At 53.7% G+C, this 21,183-nt stretch carries 19 protein-coding genes; 13 read left to right on the top strand and 6 right to left on the bottom strand.

The window, feature by feature from the left end; translation table 11 throughout:
• Nucleotides 1–20: 20 nt before the first annotated feature.
• From dnaG to ACZ46I_RS03045, 4 genes are all read right to left on the bottom strand, one after another.
• Complete coding sequence (gene dnaG / locus ACZ46I_RS03030; RefSeq protein ID WP_013504818.1) at nucleotides 21–1,826, bottom strand: DNA primase; 1,806 nt, start codon at nucleotides 1,824–1,826, stop codon at nucleotides 21–23.
• A 123-nt stretch (nucleotides 1,827–1,949) separates the two neighbouring features.
• Nucleotides 1,950–2,324: a response regulator gene (locus ACZ46I_RS03035; protein ID WP_013504817.1), complete on the bottom strand. Its 375-nt coding sequence runs from the start codon at nucleotides 2,322–2,324 to the stop codon at nucleotides 1,950–1,952.
• Entirely contained in the window at nucleotides 2,321–2,812 is a 492-nt protein-coding gene (locus ACZ46I_RS03040; RefSeq protein ID WP_013504816.1) for a bacteriohemerythrin, read from the bottom strand. Before ACZ46I_RS03040 ends, ACZ46I_RS03035 begins: the two co-directional genes overlap by 4 nt.
• 92 nt (nucleotides 2,813–2,904) lie before the next feature.
• The gene (locus ACZ46I_RS03045) at nucleotides 2,905–3,354 is read right to left on the bottom strand and encodes a type II secretion system protein (RefSeq protein WP_464281390.1); all 450 of its coding nucleotides are present in this window, start codon (nucleotides 3,352–3,354) and stop codon (nucleotides 2,905–2,907) included.
• Nucleotides 3,355–3,657: 303 nt separating this feature from the next.
• Between ACZ46I_RS03045 and thiL the strand changes: the two genes are divergently transcribed.
• The 8 genes from thiL to thiD all read left to right on the top strand — a co-directional run bounded on the left by thiL (nucleotide 3,658) and on the right by thiD (nucleotide 12,718).
• Nucleotides 3,658–4,626 (top strand): thiamine-phosphate kinase, encoded by a 969-nt coding sequence (gene thiL / locus ACZ46I_RS03050; RefSeq protein WP_464281391.1) that lies wholly within the window; start codon nucleotides 3,658–3,660, stop codon nucleotides 4,624–4,626.
• Between the two features lie 99 nt (nucleotides 4,627–4,725).
• Nucleotides 4,726–5,946, top strand: a complete 1,221-nt coding sequence (locus ACZ46I_RS03055) for an ATP-binding protein (RefSeq protein WP_013504813.1) — start codon at nucleotides 4,726–4,728, stop codon at nucleotides 5,944–5,946.
• Between the two features lie 119 nt (nucleotides 5,947–6,065).
• The gene (locus ACZ46I_RS03060; RefSeq protein WP_464281392.1) at nucleotides 6,066–6,506 is read left to right on the top strand and encodes a (deoxy)nucleoside triphosphate pyrophosphohydrolase; all 441 of its coding nucleotides are present in this window, start codon (nucleotides 6,066–6,068) and stop codon (nucleotides 6,504–6,506) included.
• 419 nt (nucleotides 6,507–6,925) lie between these two features.
• Nucleotides 6,926–8,185 carry a DNA (cytosine-5-)-methyltransferase gene (gene dcm, locus ACZ46I_RS03065; RefSeq protein WP_464281393.1) on the top strand — a complete coding sequence of 420 codons (1,260 nt, stop codon included), beginning with the start codon at nucleotides 6,926–6,928 and terminating at the stop codon, nucleotides 8,183–8,185.
• Complete coding sequence (locus tag ACZ46I_RS03070) at nucleotides 8,182–8,628, top strand: very short patch repair endonuclease (protein ID WP_464281394.1); 447 nt, start codon at nucleotides 8,182–8,184, stop codon at nucleotides 8,626–8,628. The genes dcm and ACZ46I_RS03070 overlap by 4 nt, the downstream gene beginning before the upstream one ends.
• On the top strand, nucleotides 8,625–9,851 hold the full coding sequence (locus ACZ46I_RS03075) for a type II restriction endonuclease (protein ID WP_464281395.1): 1,227 nt from the start codon (nucleotides 8,625–8,627) through the stop codon (nucleotides 9,849–9,851). The genes ACZ46I_RS03070 and ACZ46I_RS03075 overlap by 4 nt, the downstream gene beginning before the upstream one ends.
• A 421-nt stretch (nucleotides 9,852–10,272) precedes the next feature.
• The gene (locus ACZ46I_RS03080) at nucleotides 10,273–11,631 is read left to right on the top strand and encodes an ATP-binding protein (protein ID WP_464281396.1); all 1,359 of its coding nucleotides are present in this window, start codon (nucleotides 10,273–10,275) and stop codon (nucleotides 11,629–11,631) included.
• Between the two features lie 280 nt (nucleotides 11,632–11,911).
• Nucleotides 11,912–12,718, top strand: a complete 807-nt coding sequence (thiD, locus tag ACZ46I_RS03085) for a bifunctional hydroxymethylpyrimidine kinase/phosphomethylpyrimidine kinase (protein ID WP_464281397.1) — start codon at nucleotides 11,912–11,914, stop codon at nucleotides 12,716–12,718.
• A gap of 185 nt (nucleotides 12,719–12,903) precedes the next feature.
• Here the strand turns inward: thiD and ACZ46I_RS03090 are convergent, their stop codons facing one another.
• Together ACZ46I_RS03090 and ACZ46I_RS03095 are read right to left on the bottom strand one after the other, a co-directional pair.
• Entirely contained in the window at nucleotides 12,904–13,224 is a 321-nt protein-coding gene (locus ACZ46I_RS03090; RefSeq protein ID WP_013504809.1) for an addiction module antidote protein, read from the bottom strand.
• A 61-nt stretch (nucleotides 13,225–13,285) separates the two neighbouring features.
• On the bottom strand, nucleotides 13,286–13,612 hold the full coding sequence (locus ACZ46I_RS03095) for a type II toxin-antitoxin system RelE/ParE family toxin (protein ID WP_464281398.1): 327 nt from the start codon (nucleotides 13,610–13,612) through the stop codon (nucleotides 13,286–13,288).
• Between the two features lie 157 nt (nucleotides 13,613–13,769).
• Between ACZ46I_RS03095 and ACZ46I_RS03100 the strand changes: the two genes are divergently transcribed.
• The 5 genes from ACZ46I_RS03100 (at nucleotide 13,770) to ACZ46I_RS03120 (ending at nucleotide 20,809) form a co-directional block, all read left to right on the top strand.
• Nucleotides 13,770–14,549, top strand: a complete 780-nt coding sequence (locus ACZ46I_RS03100; RefSeq protein WP_464281864.1) for an ATP-binding protein — start codon at nucleotides 13,770–13,772, stop codon at nucleotides 14,547–14,549.
• A 429-nt stretch (nucleotides 14,550–14,978) separates the two neighbouring features.
• Nucleotides 14,979–15,722, top strand: a complete 744-nt coding sequence (gene trpA, locus ACZ46I_RS03105) for a tryptophan synthase subunit alpha (protein ID WP_464281399.1) — start codon at nucleotides 14,979–14,981, stop codon at nucleotides 15,720–15,722.
• 290 nt (nucleotides 15,723–16,012) lie between these two features.
• Nucleotides 16,013–19,276: a carbamoyl-phosphate synthase large subunit gene (gene carB, locus ACZ46I_RS03110; protein WP_013504806.1), complete on the top strand. Its 3,264-nt coding sequence runs from the start codon at nucleotides 16,013–16,015 to the stop codon at nucleotides 19,274–19,276.
• Nucleotides 19,277–19,379: 103 nt separating this feature from the next.
• A complete protein-coding gene (locus ACZ46I_RS03115) occupies nucleotides 19,380–19,808 on the top strand; it encodes a rhodanese-like domain-containing protein (protein WP_464281400.1) in 429 nt (142 codons plus the stop codon).
• Entirely contained in the window at nucleotides 19,805–20,809 is a 1,005-nt protein-coding gene (locus ACZ46I_RS03120) for a hypothetical protein (RefSeq protein WP_464281401.1), read from the top strand. The genes ACZ46I_RS03115 and ACZ46I_RS03120 overlap by 4 nt, the downstream gene beginning before the upstream one ends.
• Nucleotides 20,810–21,183: the final 374 nt, after the last annotated feature.

Genomic DNA, 21,183 nt, shown 5'->3' on the forward strand with positions numbered 1-21,183 from the left:
CCGGAAGAACTTGGTGCGGGTCATGAAGTGAGCTCCCTCTGAATTTCCAGCAGCTCCTGCAGCATTCTGCGCCGTTCATCCTCGGACAGAGGGGCCCCCGATTCAGATGGGGAAGGTGCGAACAGCTGTTGCTTCAGGTTTTCATGGCGGTGATGCATGTAGAGGGACTCTATTTTTTCTATAATATCGGGCGTCATGCCCAGGATATCTTCCTTGCCAATATCAAGGCTCAGAATATGAGCCATGGGGGCAGCCAGAGGACTGTCCATCAGGCGCTCGATGATCTGCTCCAGGGGGAGCCGCTCAAGATGCCAGGATGTGGCCTGATCTTTAATCGTACTGTATGGCGCAGACAGTATATCACTGCCCAGTGCACTGGATATCTCCTCGAACATCTCTTCCGAAGAGAACATTACTTTAAGAAGGTATGGTGCTGCATCATTTTTATCAACGGGCTTTTTGACTTTCCGGAGACTTTCCCGCAAAAAACTTCCGGAAGCTTCGCTGCCAAGGGGTTGCCCTGTCGACAGATTTCCGCCACTGCGGGGAGGACGCATGCGCGAACGGCCCGACGGCGACTGCCCTGACCCGAAAGGATCTATCTGGGTGCGCTCCCTGAGGTAATTGGCATAAGCCTGGCGCCGGATACTGTCGGGTATGCGGTTGATAAACTCCCGCAGCTCCCGCACCGCCTGGGAAAGCTGGGTCACATCGCCGGAGCTGCTTTCAAGGAGACGATCGATACGAAACTCTCCCACATCCCGCGCCTGGCTCAGCAGCTCCTCAAACTGTTCCACCCGGTGGCGCTGAAAGTAGGTATCAGGATCATGACCATCGGGCAGAAAAACTACCCGCAGGGCCAGATCGCTCTGGGTCAACAGTTCAGAAGTCCGCAAAGCAGCCCGCAAACCGGCCTCGTCTCCGTCAAAAACCACATAGACATCCGTCTGCTGCCCCAGCAGGCGGGCATGGTAGGTGGAAAGACTGGTTCCCATGACCGCCACCGTCTCCGTCAATCCCTGCTGGTGGGCGCGGATGACGTCAAAGTATCCCTCCACCACGATGGCGCGCCGCTTTTTGCGGATGGACGCCTTGGCGATATGGTAGGCATACAGCAATTTTTTCTTCTCAAAGAGGCCCGATTCCGGCGAATTCATATACTTGGCCGGGCTCTTGCCCGACAGGTCCCGCCCAGCAAAACCCACCACGCCACCGGCAGCATCCCAGATGGGAAACATCACCCGCTGGCGAAAGCGATCGTAGAGCCGCTTGTCTTCGCCACTGGCAATCAACCCCAGCTCCAACAGATCGTCGTGATTTTCCTCAAACAGCTCCAACAGCGAGTACTCCCGGCCATCGGCGTAGCCAAGGCCGAACTCGTCAATCAGCTGTCCGGGAATCAGGCGCGACTCCAGGTACTGCCTCGCCCGTGCATTCTTGCCCAGCTGGTTGCGAAAGCTCAGCAGCACACGGCGATTCAGGGTCAAAAGATTTTCGCGTCGACTGTCCTCGCGAGGCTCCGTGCCCGACTCGTACTCCAGCGCCACTCCAGTTTTCTGGGAAAGCAGCTCCATGGCCTCCACAAAGGTCATCCCCAGCTTTTCCATCAGGAATTTGCTGGCATTGCCCCCGGCGCCACAGCCGAAGCAGTAGTAGAGCCCCTTGTCCGGGGTAACGTGAAATGATGGGGTTTTCTCCGAATGGAAAGGACAGAGGCCGATGTGGCTGCCGCCCGCCTTGCGCAGGTGTACATGCCCACCGACAATCTCGACAATATCCACCGCGTTGAGTACTCGTTCAATACTGTCCTGGCGGATTTTGCGCATGTGGCTCCCCGTGATTTTCCGAAGTCGAGCTAAGCATTATAGGCCCGCGAAAATTCTTTTCAAGGGGAGATTTTCCGTGGCAGAGGAGCCCTCCGGATCAGCCGGATGCCACACCATCCACACTCAGGAAATGCGTTGCAGAACCTTCACCAGAACGCCGAATCCGGCGTTGCGGGGAACGTGAAAGAGGTGCGGAATTTCAGCAGCATCCTGCAGCGAACTTTCCGTGTAGAGGATAACAGGAGTTGCCGGAGAATTCTCCCCTTGCAGGGCACGGATAAATTCCGGCAGCGCGGGCTCACCTACATCCTGACCGGCAATCACCGTACTGGGAGGCTGAACATGGAAAGCCTTCAGGGCAACACCGGCAGAGGCGACAGCAGCCACGCGGGCACCGCGCTTGCTGAGCATGCGGGAAATCAGGGTACGGGTTGTCTCGTCAGCATCCACATAGAGAATGGACTGTCCATCAAGGGGGTTCTGTTCAGAAATGGTCATGATTGCCTCTTTGCTTCCAGGGTAAATCGTGAAAAGTCATCATCATAAGCGTCGCTGGCCTGGCTTCCTGCCAGAACGGCGGCAATCTGCCGGGCCATACTGCGATCCGTAGGCAGGTGGCTGTGCCACCAGTGTATGAGAAACTCCAGCAGCTGGCGGGTGTCATCGACGCAGAAGTCATCGCCATGGGAGAGGGCCACCATGTAGGCGCGATGAGTAAAGCGCTCATGCTCGCGCAGGTGAAGCAAAACATGGCGCACATCCAGCCCGTGACAGCGCATCAACCGCTCCTCACAGGCAAAGTGCTCCCCTATGTACCTCAGCAGCGCTTCCCGCGCCATCAAAAAAACCTGCACGTCATCGCCAGTGCCTGGTGACACAAGCAGATCGTGCAGATTCCCCATAAGGCTCAACAGCTCCCGATGCTGGTCGTCCACAATGGGGATGCCCGTACGCACATCCCCGAACTGTGGAAGCTCAATACTCATGGCTATGCCTTTCATGAACCAGACAATGCAGGCTGATTGCCGCGCAGCCCATATTCAGCAGGCTGCGCGCAACCAGGAGACTTGTCTCGCCGTTAATTTGCTCCGCTTGCGTCCAGGCTGAAGCACTGAACTTCGGCATTGGCCGCAGCTGTTGCTGTTTCGCAGTTGGCAGGGTTCGTTGCGCTTCGAGCGGTAAAAGTGAAGACCGTTCTGCCATCAAAATTGAGACCATCATTGCCAGCCGTAGGCGTTACACTCAAATTATCCGCCAGAGCCTGCAGAGTAGGAAAGCCCGTGGTATTGCCTCCCATGCGCAACTGGGCCACCAGGATATTGTGGGCGGATCGCGCTGAGCTGAGGTTGGCATTATCCGCTGTGCTTTGTGCATCCCCACTAAGATCCACAAACTGGGGCACCGCGATGGCCGCCAGAATACCCAGGATAACGATAACCATGATAAGTTCGATGAGGGTGAAGCCCTTCTGACGTTTTTTACGATTCACGGGTACGGCAACCGATGGCGTTTCGGAAATCTTCTGCATAACTTTTCTCTCCCTTACCAGGCAATCTTGATGAGAGACAGCCAGCGCCGCCTCCATTCAAGTCATAGCACATACTTTCGCCTACCAGCAAGACACAATTTCAGGTTTATGCAAATTCAATGGAGCTATTTGATACATTTTGCCGAAAAATCGGACACCACCTCTACCTTTCAGCATGGTCACACCACCATCGCCCACGCAGACACTTCATCGGGAAGAGGCTGTACAAGCCTGCGTTTTTTTGGCATTGTGGGAGACAGAGAAGAAACTGAAACATCGGAATATGCAGGCCAAGGAAACACCATGTCAGCTTCACCATACCGTGAATTCCACCTTATTGAAGAGCTCCTGCAGCAACTCCCGCACCATCGCCGCCAAGGCGGCATCCTGAAGACAGGAGCCGGTGACGACGCCGCCGCCCTGCACACCCTGCACAGCCCCGTCGTAACCACCGACACCCAGCGCGAGGGCGTACACTTCCAACGCGCCTGGCTGACCGGACGTCAGTTGGGATACAAAGCCGCCATGGTGTGCCTCAGCGACCTGGCCGCCTCCTACGCCACGCCCCAGGCACTCTTCATTAACCTGTGCCTGCCGGAAAACACCGATCAACCCTACCTGCTGGACATCTACCGCGGATTTGGTGACGCCCTGGACAAATGCGGCGGCGTGCTGGCAGGGGGCAACATCAGCGGCAGCCACGAAAACGACCTGGCCATCGACCTCTTCGCCATCGGCGAAGGCTACGCCCCCATGCCCCTGCGCAGCAACGCCCGACCCGGCGAACTGCTGTGCAGCAGCGGGTACCTGGGCCTTGCCCGCGCCGGACTCCACGCCCTCATGCACGGGCACCACGCCCCCGCCTCCCTGCTGGAAGCCTTCCGCGCCCCCCACGCCCGCTTTGATGCCGCCCCCATACTGCACACAGCCGGGGTGACAACCCTCATGGACATCAGCGACGGCCTGCAGGGCGACAGCGAGAAAATCGCCAGCGCTTCAGGCATCAGCATTGAACTGCACATTGCCCAGGAACACCTCCACCCCGACCTGCGGGAATACGCCGCACAGCACCACCTCGACCCCACCGCCATGATCGCCGGTGGTGGCGAAGACTACGAACTGCTCTTCACCTGCAGCGAGCAGCAGCTGAAAAGCATCCGCACCAAACTCCCCACCGTGCAGGTGGTGGGCCGGATTCTTCCCCGTGGCGCACAGCCGGTTACCGGAGCGGCTGGAGCATCCTTTGTGCATGGAGTGGATTGGAAGCCGTGAGAGGGGCAGCCTACTGAAAGTCATAAATGTAAATCGAGATTGACACTTTTGCGCCAATGTTGTAATGTTCGACTCACAAAATACAGGCGGAAATGCACAATGGAAATATCACTCTTCTTTCAGGAGCAGCAAAAGCTCCTCAGGCATGTGTCACCCCGGATAAAGCGCTCCCTCTTTGCCCATATCGACTGGAGCCAGCGTCTCATCGGCATTATAGGCCAGCGTGGCGTCGGTAAAACCACACTGATGCTGCAAGCTCTGAAAGAGCAGTACGGCACAAGTGACCACGCCCTCTACATCAGTGTCGATAACCCGTTTTTCAAGGCCATTTCCCTCTATGAGTTTGCTATCCACTTTGAACAGCTGGGCGGAAAAACGCTTTACATTGATGAGGTTCACAAATACTCCGACTGGTCATCCCACCTGAAGTCAATTTACGATTCCACCCAGCTCAATATTGTCTTTTCCGGCTCATCCATGCTGCAGATTCACGCACAGGAAGCCGATCTTTCCCGCAGGGCAATTATTCATCGTCTTGCCAATCTTTCGTTTCGCGAGTACCTCAGCCTTATCGGGGCAGGTACCTTTCCCGCAATATCCCTGGGCGAACTCTTTGCACAGCACACCAGCATGGCAGGAGAAGTCGCTGCCCACATAAAACCCCTCAAGCACTTCAACGACTACCTGGCGCACGGCTGCTACCCCTTTATCTGTGAAGGGCCAGACACCTACCAAAGCAAACTGGTCAGCATCATCAATCAGATACTCGAAAGCGACCTGCCTTACGTCACTCAGATTCCGGTGACACAAATCGATAAACTCAAAAAGCTCCTCTATCTGCTGGCCGAATCAGCCCCCTTCGAACCCAATATTTCCAAACTCGCGGCCATGACAGAAATTTCGAGAGCCACCATGGGCGACTACCTGCGCTACCTTGAGCAAGCCTCGCTGCTTCAGCGTGTTCCCAGTGCCACCAAAGGCACTGGGAGAATCAGAAAGCCAGAGAAAATATACCTCTATAATACCAACCTTGCCTGCGCCATCAACAAAACCCCGCACATCGGAACCAGCCGGGAAACCTTTTTTGTAAACCAGATCAAAAGCAGTTTTTACAACACAACGTCGCTGCTGGACACCTCCATCGCTCTGAGCGCGAACGGCGACTTCCGTATTGATAACCAGTTCACCATTGAAGTCGGCGGGAAAAACAAAGGGTACGGGCAGATAAAAGACATTGCCGATTCCTACCTGGCTGTTGACGATATGGAAACGGGATTCAAGAATACAATCCCGCTGTGGCTCTTCGGGTTTCTGTACTGACATCCACAGGAAGCGACTCGCAAAAGCACCTGGTTCAACAGTAGTGACAACCGTAAAGGCTAAAAGAGAAGGCAACGCCGCAAATTGGGGTTTTTCAGCATCCTGCAAAAAGGGAATTGATGAAACACATTGACGTCACCTGCGCCATAATCGAAAAAGACACCCACATCCTTATTGCCCAGCGCAGCGAGTCCATGTCCATGCCCCTCAAGTGGGAATTTCCCGGCGGCAAAATTCAGGCAGGCGAACCCGCCAGCGACAGCATTATCCGTGAAATACGCGAAGAGCTGTGCCTGGATATCCGGATACTTGCCCCGCTGCCACCCTCCACCCACCAGTACCCAAACCTTCAGGTCACTCTGCACCCTTTTATTTGCACTCCCACAAGCAATACCATTACACTGACCGAGCACGCCGACTGCCAGTGGCTGAGCGTGGATGACGTATCGTCATACGATCTGGCTGAAGCGGATATTCCCGTTTTACAGAGCTACCGCGTGTACAAACAGCAGGAGAGTGAGTTTCCTGTCCGCCAGAACAGGACATCCATAAATCAATAGCTACTCTTTGCAGTTGCATTTTCATTGCGCCTGTTGCGTTATTTTTTCATTTGTCACTTTTGACTCGCCAAAAGTGACGCAAAAGCGACCCCCAGTGCTGTCCTTTTCATCCGTCCGCTTGCCTGGAACTGGGGACCGCAAACAACCAGCCATCCCTGGCTTGTGTTTGCGGTTGCCGCCCTCGTGGCGGCAACCCTTCGGGTCTACTGCGTTCCAGTCTACGCATCCTGGCTGGGACAGCACACGGGGGAGGAACAAAATCGATACTCACTTTTGCATACGCCATGGCGCGAGTGCGTTCTAAACGCATCTCTGATGCTTGACTGAAGTCATAGCGAAAACAGCACATCAAACTTTCTCATTGCTCAAGGGAAAAAAACCGGACATAATGTCCGCAATTTTTCCCTTGAGAGCACACCATGAAGCACAGCATTCAAGACGTTTTAAAAAATCTCAGACACACCCTTACGCAGCAGGAAATCGCTAAAACTCTCAAGATCAACGTCAGGACAGTGCGACGATGGGAGAAAGGCGAACATAGCCCCCCGGATCATCAGGTCGAGGTCATCAGGCAAAGTCTGCTCCCTTTCTATGATGAACAGAAAACCCCTACATCATTTACCTTTATTGATCTTTTTGCTGGCATTGGTGGAATTCGCATAGGATTCGAAGCCCATGGCGGAAAGTGCGTTTTCACAAGTGAGTGGAACAAGTTTGCCCAGAAGACCTATATGGCGAATTTTCCTGGCTCCCATGACCATGAACTTGCTGGCGATATCACTGTGATTCATGAAAAGGATATCCCGGAACATGATGTTTTACTTGCAGGTTTTCCCTGTCAGGCTTTCAGCATTGCGGGCGTTTCCAAAAAAAACTCGCTTGGTCGTCCCCATGGATTTGAGTGCACAACCCAGGGAACCTTATTTTTCGATGTGGCCAGGATTCTCGCAGAAAAGCGCCCAAAGGCATTTCTGTTGGAAAATGTAAAAAATTTGATATCGCACGACAAGGGCAATACGTTCAAGGTAATTCTTCAAACGCTAAGAGAGGAGCTTGGGTACCACGTACACTATAAGGTAATCGATGCTCAGCACTTTGTTCCACAACACCGCGAGCGCATTATGATTGTCGGCTTTAAGGAAAATGTTGATTTCTCCTGGGAAGATTTATGCTTGCCACCAAAGGGAGCCACAACTCTCTCAGCCATTCTTCACCCCGAGAATGGTTTGGAAAAGGCTGAGGAGCCATATACTTCAGGGGAGCTTGCAACGGTAGATCCAAAGTACACTCTGACGCCTAAACTGTGGGAGTACTTGCAGGCCTATGCTCTCAAGCATCGGGCAGCAGGAAACGGGTTTGGCTTTGGACTTGTAAACGGCGACAGTATTGCCAGAACCCTTTCTGCACGTTACTACAAGGATGGCTCGGAGATACTTGTTTCACAAGGAACTTCCAAGCGGCCACGACGACTGACGCCACGAGAATGTGCACGATTGATGGGGTTCCCGGAAGATTTTGTAATTCCCGTGAGTGATACCCAGGCATACCGACAATTTGGCAACAGTGTTGTCGTTCCAGTGATCCAGGAAGTGGCACGAACTGTAGTACCGCATATTCTTGCAAGGCAAGACTCCTATGTAGATCAGCTATCACATAATTATGCATCACTGGTAGTATGACCGATATAGTAAGCCCTGCCGTGCGCAGCAAAATGATGTCGGGGATCAAGGGGAAGAATACCACCCCTGAACTTATTATCCGAAAAGGACTCCATTCAAAAGGTTTCCGCTACAGAGTTCACGCCACAGGGCTTCCAGGAAAACCTGATTTGGTGCTGAAAAAATACCGTGCCGTTATTTTCGTTCATGGCTGCTTCTGGCACAGGCACGAATGTCACTTGTTCAAATGGCCCAAGACAAGGCCAGATTTTTGGAAAGAAAAAATTAATCGCAACTACGAAAACGACCAAAGACACCTTCAGGAGTTGATGGCTGCAGGGTGGCGTGTTTGCCTGATATGGGAGTGCTCAATAAAAAGGAAAGAAGGGAATATTGATCCTGTAGTTGAGACTGTTGCATCATGGTTGAATAGTGAAAGCCCAATGCTGGAGGTAGCCGGGTGAAAAGCGGATATTTGTCCCAATATTTCAAAGGCATTGCCTTTAAAAAGTTGAGTGCTGTTGAAGCAGATACTTCCAAATCAAATCAACATGAATTTAATGGAGTAAAAAGCTTAAAAGAGCTTCTTGGCGAGCCTGAAGGCGGCAAACAACAACATAGCGCAACTTTTATGTTTCTTACGGACAGTCATGAAGACAATATTTTTGAACAGGGTCTCTTGACTTGGTACGATGCGCGACAAAATGCTCGAACTGTAAGTAATGTGATGCGCTGGGAGTACAGGCTTTACTTCCCAACTAACTTGGTTTTCCAAAAAGCAAAACCAGGTGACATATTAATTCTTGCTAAAAGACCAGATGAAACCTTACTCACAATTATTGTTGAAGATGGCACGACTATATCCCAACAGCTTATTTGGCTTTTTGGCATATCAGAGCTTTCACGACCTGGCTTTTTTTTACGCAGTCGGCTTGATTCAGAAAAAGATCGTATCAGGTTTGCTTCAAGAATTATCTTAGAGCAAATCGGTATACAAGTTGATACTTCTCAAGATGATTATCTGGATGAAATGATAAGGATGTTTTCAGGGAAATTCCCAAAAACAAAAGATTTTTCCGCTTTTGCAAGGAAAACTTTAGCAGAAATTAATCCACTTGATGGTCATGATGAAGCGCTAATGGCTTGGATGGAAAGAGAAGAGGCTCTCTTTCGCACGTTAGAAAAGCACATTATTGGCGAGAGATTGGCCCAAGGGTTCGACAATGATGTAGACGGATTTATTTCATTCTCATTGTCAGTACAGAATCGTCGAAAAAGTCGTGTTGGCCTTGCCCTTGAGAATCATCTAGAAATCCTATTTCAAGAGTGTGGAATACGCCATAGAAGGTCTGCCGTCACAGAAAACAGGTCCAAACCAGATTTTATCTTTCCGGGGCAGTCTGAATATAATGACCCCTCATTCCCTGAGGTACGCCTTACGATGCTTGGTGTGAAGTCAACCTGCAAGGATAGATGGAGACAGGTACTCGCTGAAGCAGATCGCATCAGGACCAAGCATCTTCTTACCCTTGAAGCATCTATCAGTAACAATCAAACTAATGAGATGAAGGCAAATGGCCTGCAACTGGTCCTGCCAAAAAGTTTGCATGATACATATCTTCCCGACCAAAAGCTGTGGATAATAAGCGTTTCGGATTTCATTAAACATGTTGTTGCAAAACAATAAAGGCTCAATAGTGCGTGTTAAGCGCTCCACATTTACCATACGGCTCTGTTCCTTGAGTGAGCAGGTGCGGGGCACGCCTTTGACTCCCTTTGTTCGTACCTAACGCAAGCTCATATATGGGGCCCCAAAAAACGCCGGTGAAAGCGCCGGTAAAAATGCAAATTCGAGCTTGCCCTCATATGGACGAGCAAAGGACACGGCGAATCAGGGGGACTGACTGTTTGCCTCCCAGGTTATATTTCACCTGCTTTCCCTTTGCGACTCTGCGCCTTGAGGGAGCGAAGCGAGCGGGCGAGAAATGTGCCTTTCGCTTCTGCCTTCTATTCGCGTCAATTTAAGTGTATTTGCAACTATTTCAATATTTTCCACGTATCTTTGCCTCTCCAAAAGTTTCGTTTAGGTTATATCGTGAGGGAAGCCAATGACTGAGACACAAAACATTGAATACAAACAATCCTGGCGCGATGATCACCTCAAGTGGATTTGCGGCTTTGCCAATGCAGGGGGTGGTGTACTGTTCATTGGCCGCAACGACAGGGGCCAGGTGACTGGCGCCCCGGAAGCGCACCGCTTCCTGGAGGAACTACCCAACAAGGTTCGGGATATCCTGGGTATCCTGGTAGCAGTCAATTTGTGCACAGAGGGTGATAAGGAGTATCTGGAGATTGTCGTAGAGGGTCACCCCAACCCGATCAGCTGCAAGGGTGAGTATTACCTGCGTAGCGGCAGCACCAATCAGCTGCTCAAGGGTGCTGCGCTGGATCGCTTTCTTTTGAATCGCTATGGCCGCACATGGGATGGCTCGCCCCTTCCCGGCGTGACAGTAGCTGACCTGTCTCTTTCAGCTCTTGCTCAGTTTCGGCAATTGGCTCGGCGCAGCGGGAGGCTGGATGCTGCTGCATTGAAAGAGCCTGATGCGGCATTGCTGGATAAGCTGAAGCTTATGGAGGGTTCCTACCTGAAGCGAGCTGCGGCATTGCTGTTCCATCCCGATCCACTGTCTTTCTTCAGTGGGGCTTTTATAAAAATCGGTTACTTCCGTCCAGATGCTGATCTGGTGTACCACGACGAGGTCAATGGCGATTTATTTACCCAGGCGGCGCTCGCCCTTGATTTACTGATGACCAAATACCTGAAAGCGGTAGTCACCTACGAAGATATTGTCAGGGTAGAGCGTTTTCCGGTGCCACGGGAAGCGCTGCGTGAGGCACTGTTGAATGCGCTGGTCCATCGCGACTACATGAACACGGCTCCGATACAGATTCGTGTTTATGATGACCGGCTGGTACTTTGGAACCCTGCCGTGCTGCCGGATGGCTGGACCGAGCAGACCCTGCTGGAGCCGCATATATCCCAGCCCCATAATCCTGATATCGCGAATGCATTCTTCCGCGCCGGTGAAATTGAAGCCTGGGGGCGAGGCATTGAGCGCATCTTCTCCGCCTGTCACGAAGCACGTACTCCAGAGCCATACATCCGCCTGCATGCCGGAGGCATATGGACAGAATTTGTGTTTTCACAAGAATATTTTGAACATCTTTCAGGCGGCACTGCCCAGAAAACTTCGGGGAAAACTTCGGGGAAAACTTCGGGGAAAACTTCGGGGAAAATCGTCGAGCTCATTCGCGAAAATCCTAAAATAACCATTCCCGAAATGGCGGTACATCTTGAAAAATCTGCCCGTACGATCGAGCAGCAGCTTTCACGGCTTCGTGAAGAGGGCGTGATTGTCCGAATTGGACCCGCAAAAGGCGGCCACTGGGAAATTATTGACAGGTAATGCCCCACTGAACGCATCATTCACCTGCTTTCCCTTTGCGACTCTGCGCCTTGAGGGAGCGAAGCGAGCGGGCGAGAGGTATGCCTTCCGTTTTAACTGCCTTTCTTTGTGGCTTGGCGGGCTTCGTGTGAGACCCTGCCTTTTTGCCAGCGAGATCGGCTCCAGCACGGTGAGCAGCAGTTTTCTTGCTCCTTTTACAGGTGTTCCCCGAAGAGCTCTCCAAAAAGCTTCGGGGAAAACTTCGGGAAAAAACCAACAATTTATGATACGAGGCACTTCCATGACCATTCCCTGCGTTCTTTCCATCGCCGGTTCCGATCCTTCAGGCGGAGCGGGCATCCAGGCTGATCTGAAGGTCTTTTCCGCCCTTGAAACCTATGGCGCTGCGGCCATTACCTGCCTGACGGTGCAGAACACCATCAAGGTCCACGATGCGCTGATGCTGGAAGGTGTTTTTGTGCGCGCCCAGGTGGAGCGGGTGCTGGAGGATATTCCCATCAACGTGATCAAGACGGGGATGCTGGGCAATGGGGATATTGCCCGCCACGTGGGGGAGGCCATTGAGGGCCGCACCATTGTCTGCGACCCGGTGATGATTTCCAAGAGTGGCTACGCGCTCATGAATCAGGATGCCATGGACGCCATTATGGAGCATGTGGTGGCCCGCGCCACGATCCTTACGCCCAATTTCCACGAACTGCTGGCACTGGCAGAGGCTGATGAAAGCGCTGACCCGCTGAAGTGCGGTGAACGCATCATGCAGCGCTTTCCCCGTCTGCAGGCGCTACTGGTGAAGGGAGGACATATCGACGAACAGGCGGCTACGGTTACTGACACGTTGATCATGCGCCATGGCGGCGGTTTCAGCCACCACTCCTCCACCCACCCGCGCATTGACACGCCCAACACCCACGGCACGGGCTGCACGCTTTCATCGGCGATTGCAGCGTATCTGGCCAGGTCCAATGGCGACATGGTGGAGGCCGTTCAGCAGGGCATTGCCTATGTGTACCGGCTGATCACGCGGGCGGCGCAGGGGAGTGTCGGCAAAGGCAATGGGCCGCTGCTGCACCATGTGCCCCGCTGACAGCAGGCTGCTGAAAATCCCCCATCTGCGGCGTTACCCGCTGTCGCTCGTCACTGCAACGTACGGGGAGTACGCTTCATTCCGTGCTTCGCGAGCGCCTTGCACCTGTGGGTTTTCATTTGCCTGCCTGTTTGAGGTATTACCGTAAGTTGTTGACTGGCCAGAGTGCTCTCTATCCTCTCAAGCTAATGCGGCAAAGTTTTACCCTCAGCAAGGGTCACGGTCAGCTTGATTCCAAGCGCGGCACAGACGCGCTGGATAGTTTCGAATCGTGGCTTGCTGTTGGGGCGCAAAGCTTTATACAGGGCTTCGCGCTTGATTCCGCTGGCCAGAGCAATTTGGCTCATTCCCCTGGCCTTGGCAACATGGCCCAGTGCTGCTGCCAGTTCCCCGGAGTCACCCTCTTCAAGGACCTGCTGCAGGTATTCAAGCATATCAGCTTCACTTTTCAAGTGCTCTGCCATGTCAAATTCGGGGAGGGTATTCAGGGGTATATGCTTATTCATGGGTCTGCTCCTTTATACGCTGCCGATTAATTCCCATGGCAACGTAACTTATGATCGGTGTTCAATTACCTGCGTGTGTTTCGTTTTTTGATAAGCTGCTGACTTGCTTGAAAAGCTCTTTTGCTAAGGCAATGTCGTCAGGCTGACTACTTTTCTCTCCACCGGCAAGCATGATAATCATTATATTGCCATGCATTGCATAGTACATGCGCCATCCTGGGCCGAAAGGCTCTCGCATCTCATATACACCATCGCCCAAGGGCTTTACATCGCCGAGCAACCCTCGCTGCGCTTTTTCAAGGCGACGTAGCAAGCGTATGCGAGTAGAGCGGTCACGCAAGGAACCGAGCCAGCTTTCAAATTCCGGTAGCAGCTTGATCGTGTACATGATGCCTATTGTAATCGTTCGATTACAATAGGCAAGAGAAAACTGATAAACAAGCTTCTGCCAGCAGTTATCTCATGCGTGCGGCGATTTCGCCGAAAACCTATGTAAATTGGCATGTCGACATAGCAATTCACATAAAACCTGATAAACCACTTTTATAATTACACGTAGCGCCATGGACCAGATATGCACGCTTCTGCAGGGATTTCCCATTGTCACAATTACCGGACCACGCCAGTCCGGCAAAACCACACTGGCGAAGGCGATCTTTGCCGGGAAGCCCTATATTTCCCTGGAAGATCCGGATGTGCGGTCTTTCGCGACAGATGATCCTCGTGGCTTTCTGGGTCAGTTTCCTGATGGGGCGGTCTTTGATGAAGTGCAGCGGGTACCGAGTCTTTTCTCGTACCTTCAGACTCTGGTTGACAAAGATGGGCGCATGGGTCTGTTTCTCCTGACGCTCTCCCAGCAATTTGGTTTGCTGTCGGGGATCACCCAGTCCCTGGCGAGACGTACGGCTTTTGTGGAACTACTCCCCTTTTCGCTGAAAGAGCTGCAATCTGCGGGAGTTGCCCAGAGCGGGCTGGATGAGCAGTTGTTTCATGGCAGCTATCCACCGTTGTATGATCGGCAGCTTTCCCCACGCACCTGGTTTACTGCTTATGTCACGGCCTATGTGGAGAAGGACGTGCGCAGCTGGTCAATATCCAGAATCTGGATAGCTTTCTGTGCTGGAGGGAAGCTGATGCCTGTAGAAATCAAATCTGGCCAGACCATTACCCGCGACTCTTTCAAAAGCCTTGAGCGCTGGAAATCACTGGCTAAGGATCTCGCCCATCAACCCACAGTGATTTATGGCGGCAGCGACACTCAGGAGCGCAGTGGCACGCGAGTGTTTGGCTGGCGCCAGGTGCCGGAGATTTCCCCCTCTGAGTAACAAGCGGTAGATAATCGTTCCGCTGTAACTCTTCACCCTTGGTTTCCTGTGCGGTTTTTGCTTTGATATTTCGTAACTCTTTACGGTGTGTTGGTACTCGCGCCAGCATTCCTCCCAGAGACGCTCACTTTCGTCCGAGGACCTACGTCTCTGCCGCTCACCATCCGGGCTCGCTCTCGGAATACTGGCGCTCCTGCTGAAAAATACGCAGGGTAGCCGTGAATGGTTACTTGCCTGCATGATTTGAGGTATCTCAGCAAGCGGTTAGACACGCACCATGCAAACTCTCTACATCCATGCCTCGCCTTCCTCTGCACTTCACCACGCACTCCGTGCCGTTTTCCTCTGCCGAACTCCCTCTTTACGTGCGTCATCACGGGAAAAATGCTATAATATTGGCATATTTTCCATGTAAGCACTGGAGCGCCCATGAACATCTACAGCCGCATCATCCCCTACATCACCCTTGGCTATCCCGACCTGGAAACGACCCAGGCCTTTCTTGAGCTGTGCTACGAGCTGGGCATCAAGCGTATTGAGATCGGCATTCCCTTTTCCGACCCCATGGCAGACGGGCCGGTGATTCAGGATGCCAACGACTATGCCCTGGCACGGAGTATCAACTTCCGCAGTCTGGAAAAGCTGCGTATCGACACGAGCAAGGCCGATCACTATGTAATGACCTATGCCAACCTCTTTTATCACTATGGTCCGGCTGACACGTTCCAGTGGCTTACCCGGCTTGGCTACCGTGGCGCGATCATCCCCGATCTGAGCTTTGAGCAGCGTGACGACTTTGCGGCGGAGGTTCCCGAAGACTTTGCGCTGGTGCCCTTTATCGCCACCACAACTGACGATGGGCGAGTGGAAGCGATTACCTCCCGCTCGGCGGGATTCATCTATGCCGTCAGCTCACCCAATGTCACGGGTCAGGCGGTGGATAACTTCTCGCTTATTGAGGCAAAAATTTCGCTGGCCCGCCAGCACACCAGCACCCCCATTTTCATCGGCTTTGGCATCAAGGATGGCCAGACGGCGGCCAAAGCCATGGCGATCGCCGATGGCGCCATCATCGGCACGGCCCTGATCCAGTGCATTCAGCCGGATGCCGGCAGGGAGCGCAATATCAGCGCGTTGCGCCAATTCCTTCAGGGATTGCAACTTGCGGACTAACAGCTTGCGGAAATACTTAAAAATACGCAGGCAATTGAAAAATGCTCAGGGGCAAGGCGCTCGCGGAGCGTGGAATGAAGCGTACTCCCCGTACGTTGCAATGACGCGCGACGGCGGGCAACACCGCAGATGAGGGTTTTTCAGCAGCCTGCTAAGGGAATACTGACAGGCTCCTTTATGCCCCCCAGCAAATCAAATTATCATTTGACGTGCTTCAATGTTTTATTTTATCGGCAGCTTTGCTATGATTCACGGTCGAATTTTAACATTTGTGTGCAAGGAGATGCGCTGTGCCAAAACGCACTGATATAAAAAAGATTCTTGTCATCGGCTCCGGTCCTATTGTCATCGGTCAGGCCTGCGAATTTGACTATTCCGGCACCCAGGCGATCAAGGCGCTCAAGGAGGAGGGGTATGAGGTCGTCCTGATCAACTCCAACCCCGCCACCATCATGACGGATGCCCAGATGGCCGATGCCACCTATATCGAGCCTATTACCGCCAGTGTTATCGAGAAAATCATAGAGAAAGAGCGCCCCTGCGCCATTCTGCCCACAGTGGGTGGCCAGACGGCCCTGAACGCTGCGGTGGAAGTTGCGGAAACGGGTATTCTGAAAAAATATAATGTGGAAATGATCGGCGCAAACCTCAAGGCCATCCAGAAAGGCGAAGATCGCGAGCTGTTCAAGGAGGCCATGAACCGCATTGGCCTGGAAATGCCCCGCTGCGGCTACGCCCACTCCCTTGAGGAGGCCCGGAAAATCGTCCGTGAAATGGGCCTGCCCGCCATCATCCGCCCCTCATTCACCCTGGGTGGTTCCGGTGGCGGTATTGCCTATAACATGGAGGAGTTTGACGAGATCGTCGCCAGCGGCCTGGACGCTTCGCCTTCCCGTGAAATTCTGATCGATGAGTCCATCATCGGCTGGAAAGAGTACGAGATGGAGGTCATGCGCGACAAGAACGACAACGTGGTCATCATCTGCTCCATCGAAAATTTCGACCCCATGGGAGTGCACACCGGCGATTCCATCACCGTGGCTCCTGCCCAGACCCTTTCCGATAAAGAATACCAGCTCATGCGCGATGCCACCATCAAGGTCATCCGCGAGATCGGCGTCGACACCGGCGGCTCCAACGTGCAATTTGCCGTCAACCCCGATGATGGCCGCCTGGTGATCATTGAAATGAATCCGCGGGTCAGCCGTTCCTCGGCTCTGGCCTCCAAGGCCACCGGCTTCCCCATCGCCAAAATCGCCGCCAAGCTGGCTGTTGGCTACACCCTGGATGAGATTCCCAACGACATCACCAAGGAGACCCCAGCCAGTTTTGAACCCACCATCGACTATGTGGTGGTGAAATACCCCCGCTTTACTTTTGAAAAGTTCCCCAACGCCAACGCCACCCTGACCACTCAGATGAAGAGTGTGGGTGAAGCCATGAGTATTGGCCGTACCTTCAAGGAGTCTTTTCAGAAGGTGCTGCGCAGTCTGGAAATCGACTCCTACGGTTTTGAAAGTCGCCTGAGCGAGGAGCAGATCAAAAAACCCAACTCCGATACCATCGCGCTGATCGAAAACAAGCTGCGCATTCCTAACTGGGAGCGGGTCTGGTACATCGGCGACGCCTTCCGTATCGGCTTTACCATTGAGCGCATCCACCAGATCACCAATATCGACCCCTGGTTCCTGGAAGAGCTGCGCCAGATTGTGGAAATGGATGAACGTATCGCTCATCTGGGCTCCTACCGCGACCTGAACACCGACCTGCTGCGCCAGATCAAGGAGATGGGCTTCAGCGACCGTCGCATTGCCCAGCTCACCAGCACCGATGAACAGAGTATTGAGCGCCTGCGCAAAGATCAGGGCGTTGTCCCGGTCTTTAAGCGCATCGACACCTGTGGTGCCGAGTTTGAGGCCCAGACGCCCTACCTCTACAGCACCTACGAAGAGGAGTGCGAGGCGGCCCCCACCGACCGCAAGAAGATCATGATCATCGGTGGCGGACCCAACCGTATCGGACAGGGCATCGAGTTTGACTACTGCTGCTGCCACGCCGCCTTCGCCCTCAGTGAAGATGGCTTTGAAACCATTATGGTCAACTGCAACCCCGAAACCGTCTCCACCGACTATGATACCTCCGACCGCCTCTACTTTGAACCGGTGACCCGTGAGGATATCCTCTCCATCGTGGAAAAGGAGAAACCCCACGGCCTGATTATCCAGTTCGGCGGCCAGACACCCCTGAAACTGGCTGTAGCCCTGGAAAAAGCCAATGTGCCCATCCTGGGAACATCCCCCGACGCCATCGACCGCGCCGAGGATCGCGAGCGCTTCAAAAAACTGGTGGAAAAGCTGGAGCTCAAGCAGCCTGCCAACGCCACCGCCACCAGCGAAGCCCAGGCGCTGGAAATTGCCGAGCGCATTGGCTATCCCGTGGTGGTACGCCCGTCATATGTGCTGGGTGGCCGGGCCATGGAAATCGTCTACAATGTGGACGCCCTGAAAAACTATATGGAAAAGGCCGTCAAGGCCTCGCCTGAGCATCCCGTGCTCATTGACCACTTCCTGGAACACGCCACCGAAGTGGACGTTGACGCCGTGTGCGATGGCGAAAACGTCATCGTGGCTGGCATCATGGAACATATCGAGGAAGCGGGCATCCACTCTGGCGACTCAGCCTGCTCCCTGCCTCCCAAGAGCCTTTCTGCGGAAATCTGCGAAGAGATCCGCCGTCAGACCCGCCTGCTGGCCCTGGAGCTGAAGGTAGTCGGGCTGATGAATATCCAGTTCGCCATCAAAGGCGGCGAGATTTATCTCATTGAAGTCAATCCCCGCGCCAGCCGCACGGTACCCTTTGTCTCCAAGGCCACCGGCATTCCCTTTGCCAAGATCGCGGCGCTGGTCATGGCCGGTCGCAAGCTGCCGGAGCTGGGCCTGACCCGCGATGTGGAACCCGAGTACTTCAGCGTCAAGGAGTCGGTCTTCCCCTTTATTAAATTCCCGGGTGTCGACACTATTCTGGGGCCGGAAATGCGCTCCACCGGCGAAGTCATGGGCATTGACCCCGAATTCGGTATCGCCTTTGCCAAAGCCCAGTCCGGTGCCGGCGGCACCCTGCCCCTCAAGGGAACAGTGTTTATCAGCGTGCGCAATGAAGACAAGGAACATATTCCCGATATTGCCCGCAAGCTCATCGCCCTGGGCTTCAAGGTTGTCGCGACCCGCGGTACAGCTGCCTACCTCAAGAGCAAAGGAATTGAGGCGACACCCGTGCACAAGGTGAACGAAGGCCGCCCCAACATTGTCGACCTGATTGTCAACGGCAGCATTGCCCTGGTGTTCAATACCCCCGGCGGCGAAAAGACCAAGGCCGATGCCCTGTCCATCCGTCGCAGTGTTCTGACCTATAAGGTCCCCTACTTCACCACCGTGGAAGGCGCAAAAGCCGCCGTAACAGCCATTGAGGCGGAGAAAAACGACCAGCTGCATGTCAAACCGCTCCAGGAACACTACCTGAACAACGCTTACCTGAAGGATATGCCATTGCGCTGAGTTTTTTCCCAGCAACACCATTACAGGGCGCCCGCAGTACAGACTGCGGGCGCCTTTTCCCCACCACCCCCCAACGCGAACCAGGCACGGAGTTATCAGGCACATGCAGACCATCTCCAGATTCCGACATTTTCTCTTCGGATGGGTGCTGCTTTGCTCAGCAACCACAGCTGCCAGCGCTTCTGACATCAGCGTCATGGAGGCTGCCGCACTGATCGAAAGTCAGCATGATGTACTGGTTCTCGACATCCGCGAAGACTGGGAGCGCCGCCAGGGCCATATTCCCGGCACCATGCACCTGCCCATGGGACTTATCCCCCACCACCTGAAGCAGCTGCCCCGTGATCGCACTATCATCCTCACCTGCCGCACCGGCAATCGCACGGGGCAGCTTACCCGCTATCTGCAGCAACAGGGCTTTGACAATGTTCTCAACATGGCCGGTGGCATTGTCGCCTGGACCCAGGCAGGTCTGGAAATCACTCCCCCTGAACCCGCAACCATCAGCATGAACCCGGAGCGCACACCATGACCACCATTGCCCGCTGGACTCTTGTCGCACTCAGCACTGCCGGATTTGCCTTCTGCCTCCTGAACGCCTTTGGTGCCGATCTGGCCTGTTTCACCCAGGGTTGCCAGATCTACTCCAGTTACGAATTTCTGGGCATCTCCTTCTATGTATATGGAGCCATTGCTTTTGGCCTGCTGGGTGTGCTGGCTTTTTTCTCCACCCGCAGCCGCCTTGCCGCAGCCGCCTTTGCCATGCTTGTCATTGCAGCACTCCTGGCCGATACCGCCTTTCTCTTCTACCAGTTTCTCTTCTGGCCCTGCGCCAGCTGCATGGTCGTAGCACTTTTGCTGGGACTCATTGCCATTGTCGCTCTTGTGCTGCTGCCCTGGCTGCGGCACAAAGCCTACTATGGGATAATTGGTCTGTGGCTTTTCTTCTTTATTATCATCGCCATGGAAATTGCCCAGGAAATCTATCTGCCCCCCTGGGCAGCCTATGGCCCCGAAAACGCCATCGTCAGCGTCTATGTTTCACCCTCATGCCCCGCCTGCCGGGAGTTGATGTCCAAGCTCACTTCCCATCCTGAGCTGATGCGCCAAAGCGCCATCTACCTTATCGCCAAGGATGCTGCCGAGGAACGCTCCATTGCCCACTACCTGCACCAACTCCGCGAAGGAGCCAATGACTTCCAGGCCCTGCAGAATCTCTTTACCCAGGAACCACCTGCCGACGCTGCTCCCATGAGCTGGCAGGAGAAACTGCGACTGCAGGCCAATACCATGGCCATGGCCCGCATGGGAGCAGCCAGCATACCACTGGTCATTGCACCCGGGATTATGGAAATACCGGTTGTTCAGGAAGCTGCACCAGGGGAAAGCATTCCCGCCAGCACTGGAATCGGCACACTTCAGGATCTGCTGAGCCGCCCCACCTCCTCGGGGGGAGGTGGTTTTGGCTTCAGCGCCGGATGTTCGCTATTGAACCCCACTGAGGAGTGCCCTGACACACAGGACCCCCAATAGTGCACCAACGCATTCCGCCAACATATTTCCCGCAAAATCTCCTGACATTTCCATCGGCCACCTCTTCAAGGTGGCCGATTTTTTTGTCCACAAGGCCCGCAACACTTCTGACCAAAGCCTCCCTTGATGCAAAACCGCTCTTCTTATCTGTGAGTCGGCATTTGAAAATCAGGAACTCAACTTTCGCACCTTGTTGCCTTGAGTTAAGCTGTTATTATACTGGCGCTTATCTCGCGGAAACCGTATTGATTTTAATTACTTGAATCATCTGGTATTCCTCTTTCTGTTTCCAGATATTACCCTTTTTGACCGCGCAAAAAGGGAACAAAAACGCGCCCCCCGAACGCCCGTTCTTCCGGTTCGTTACTCGCCTG

The organism is Desulfurispirillum alkaliphilum (assembly GCF_055378285.1).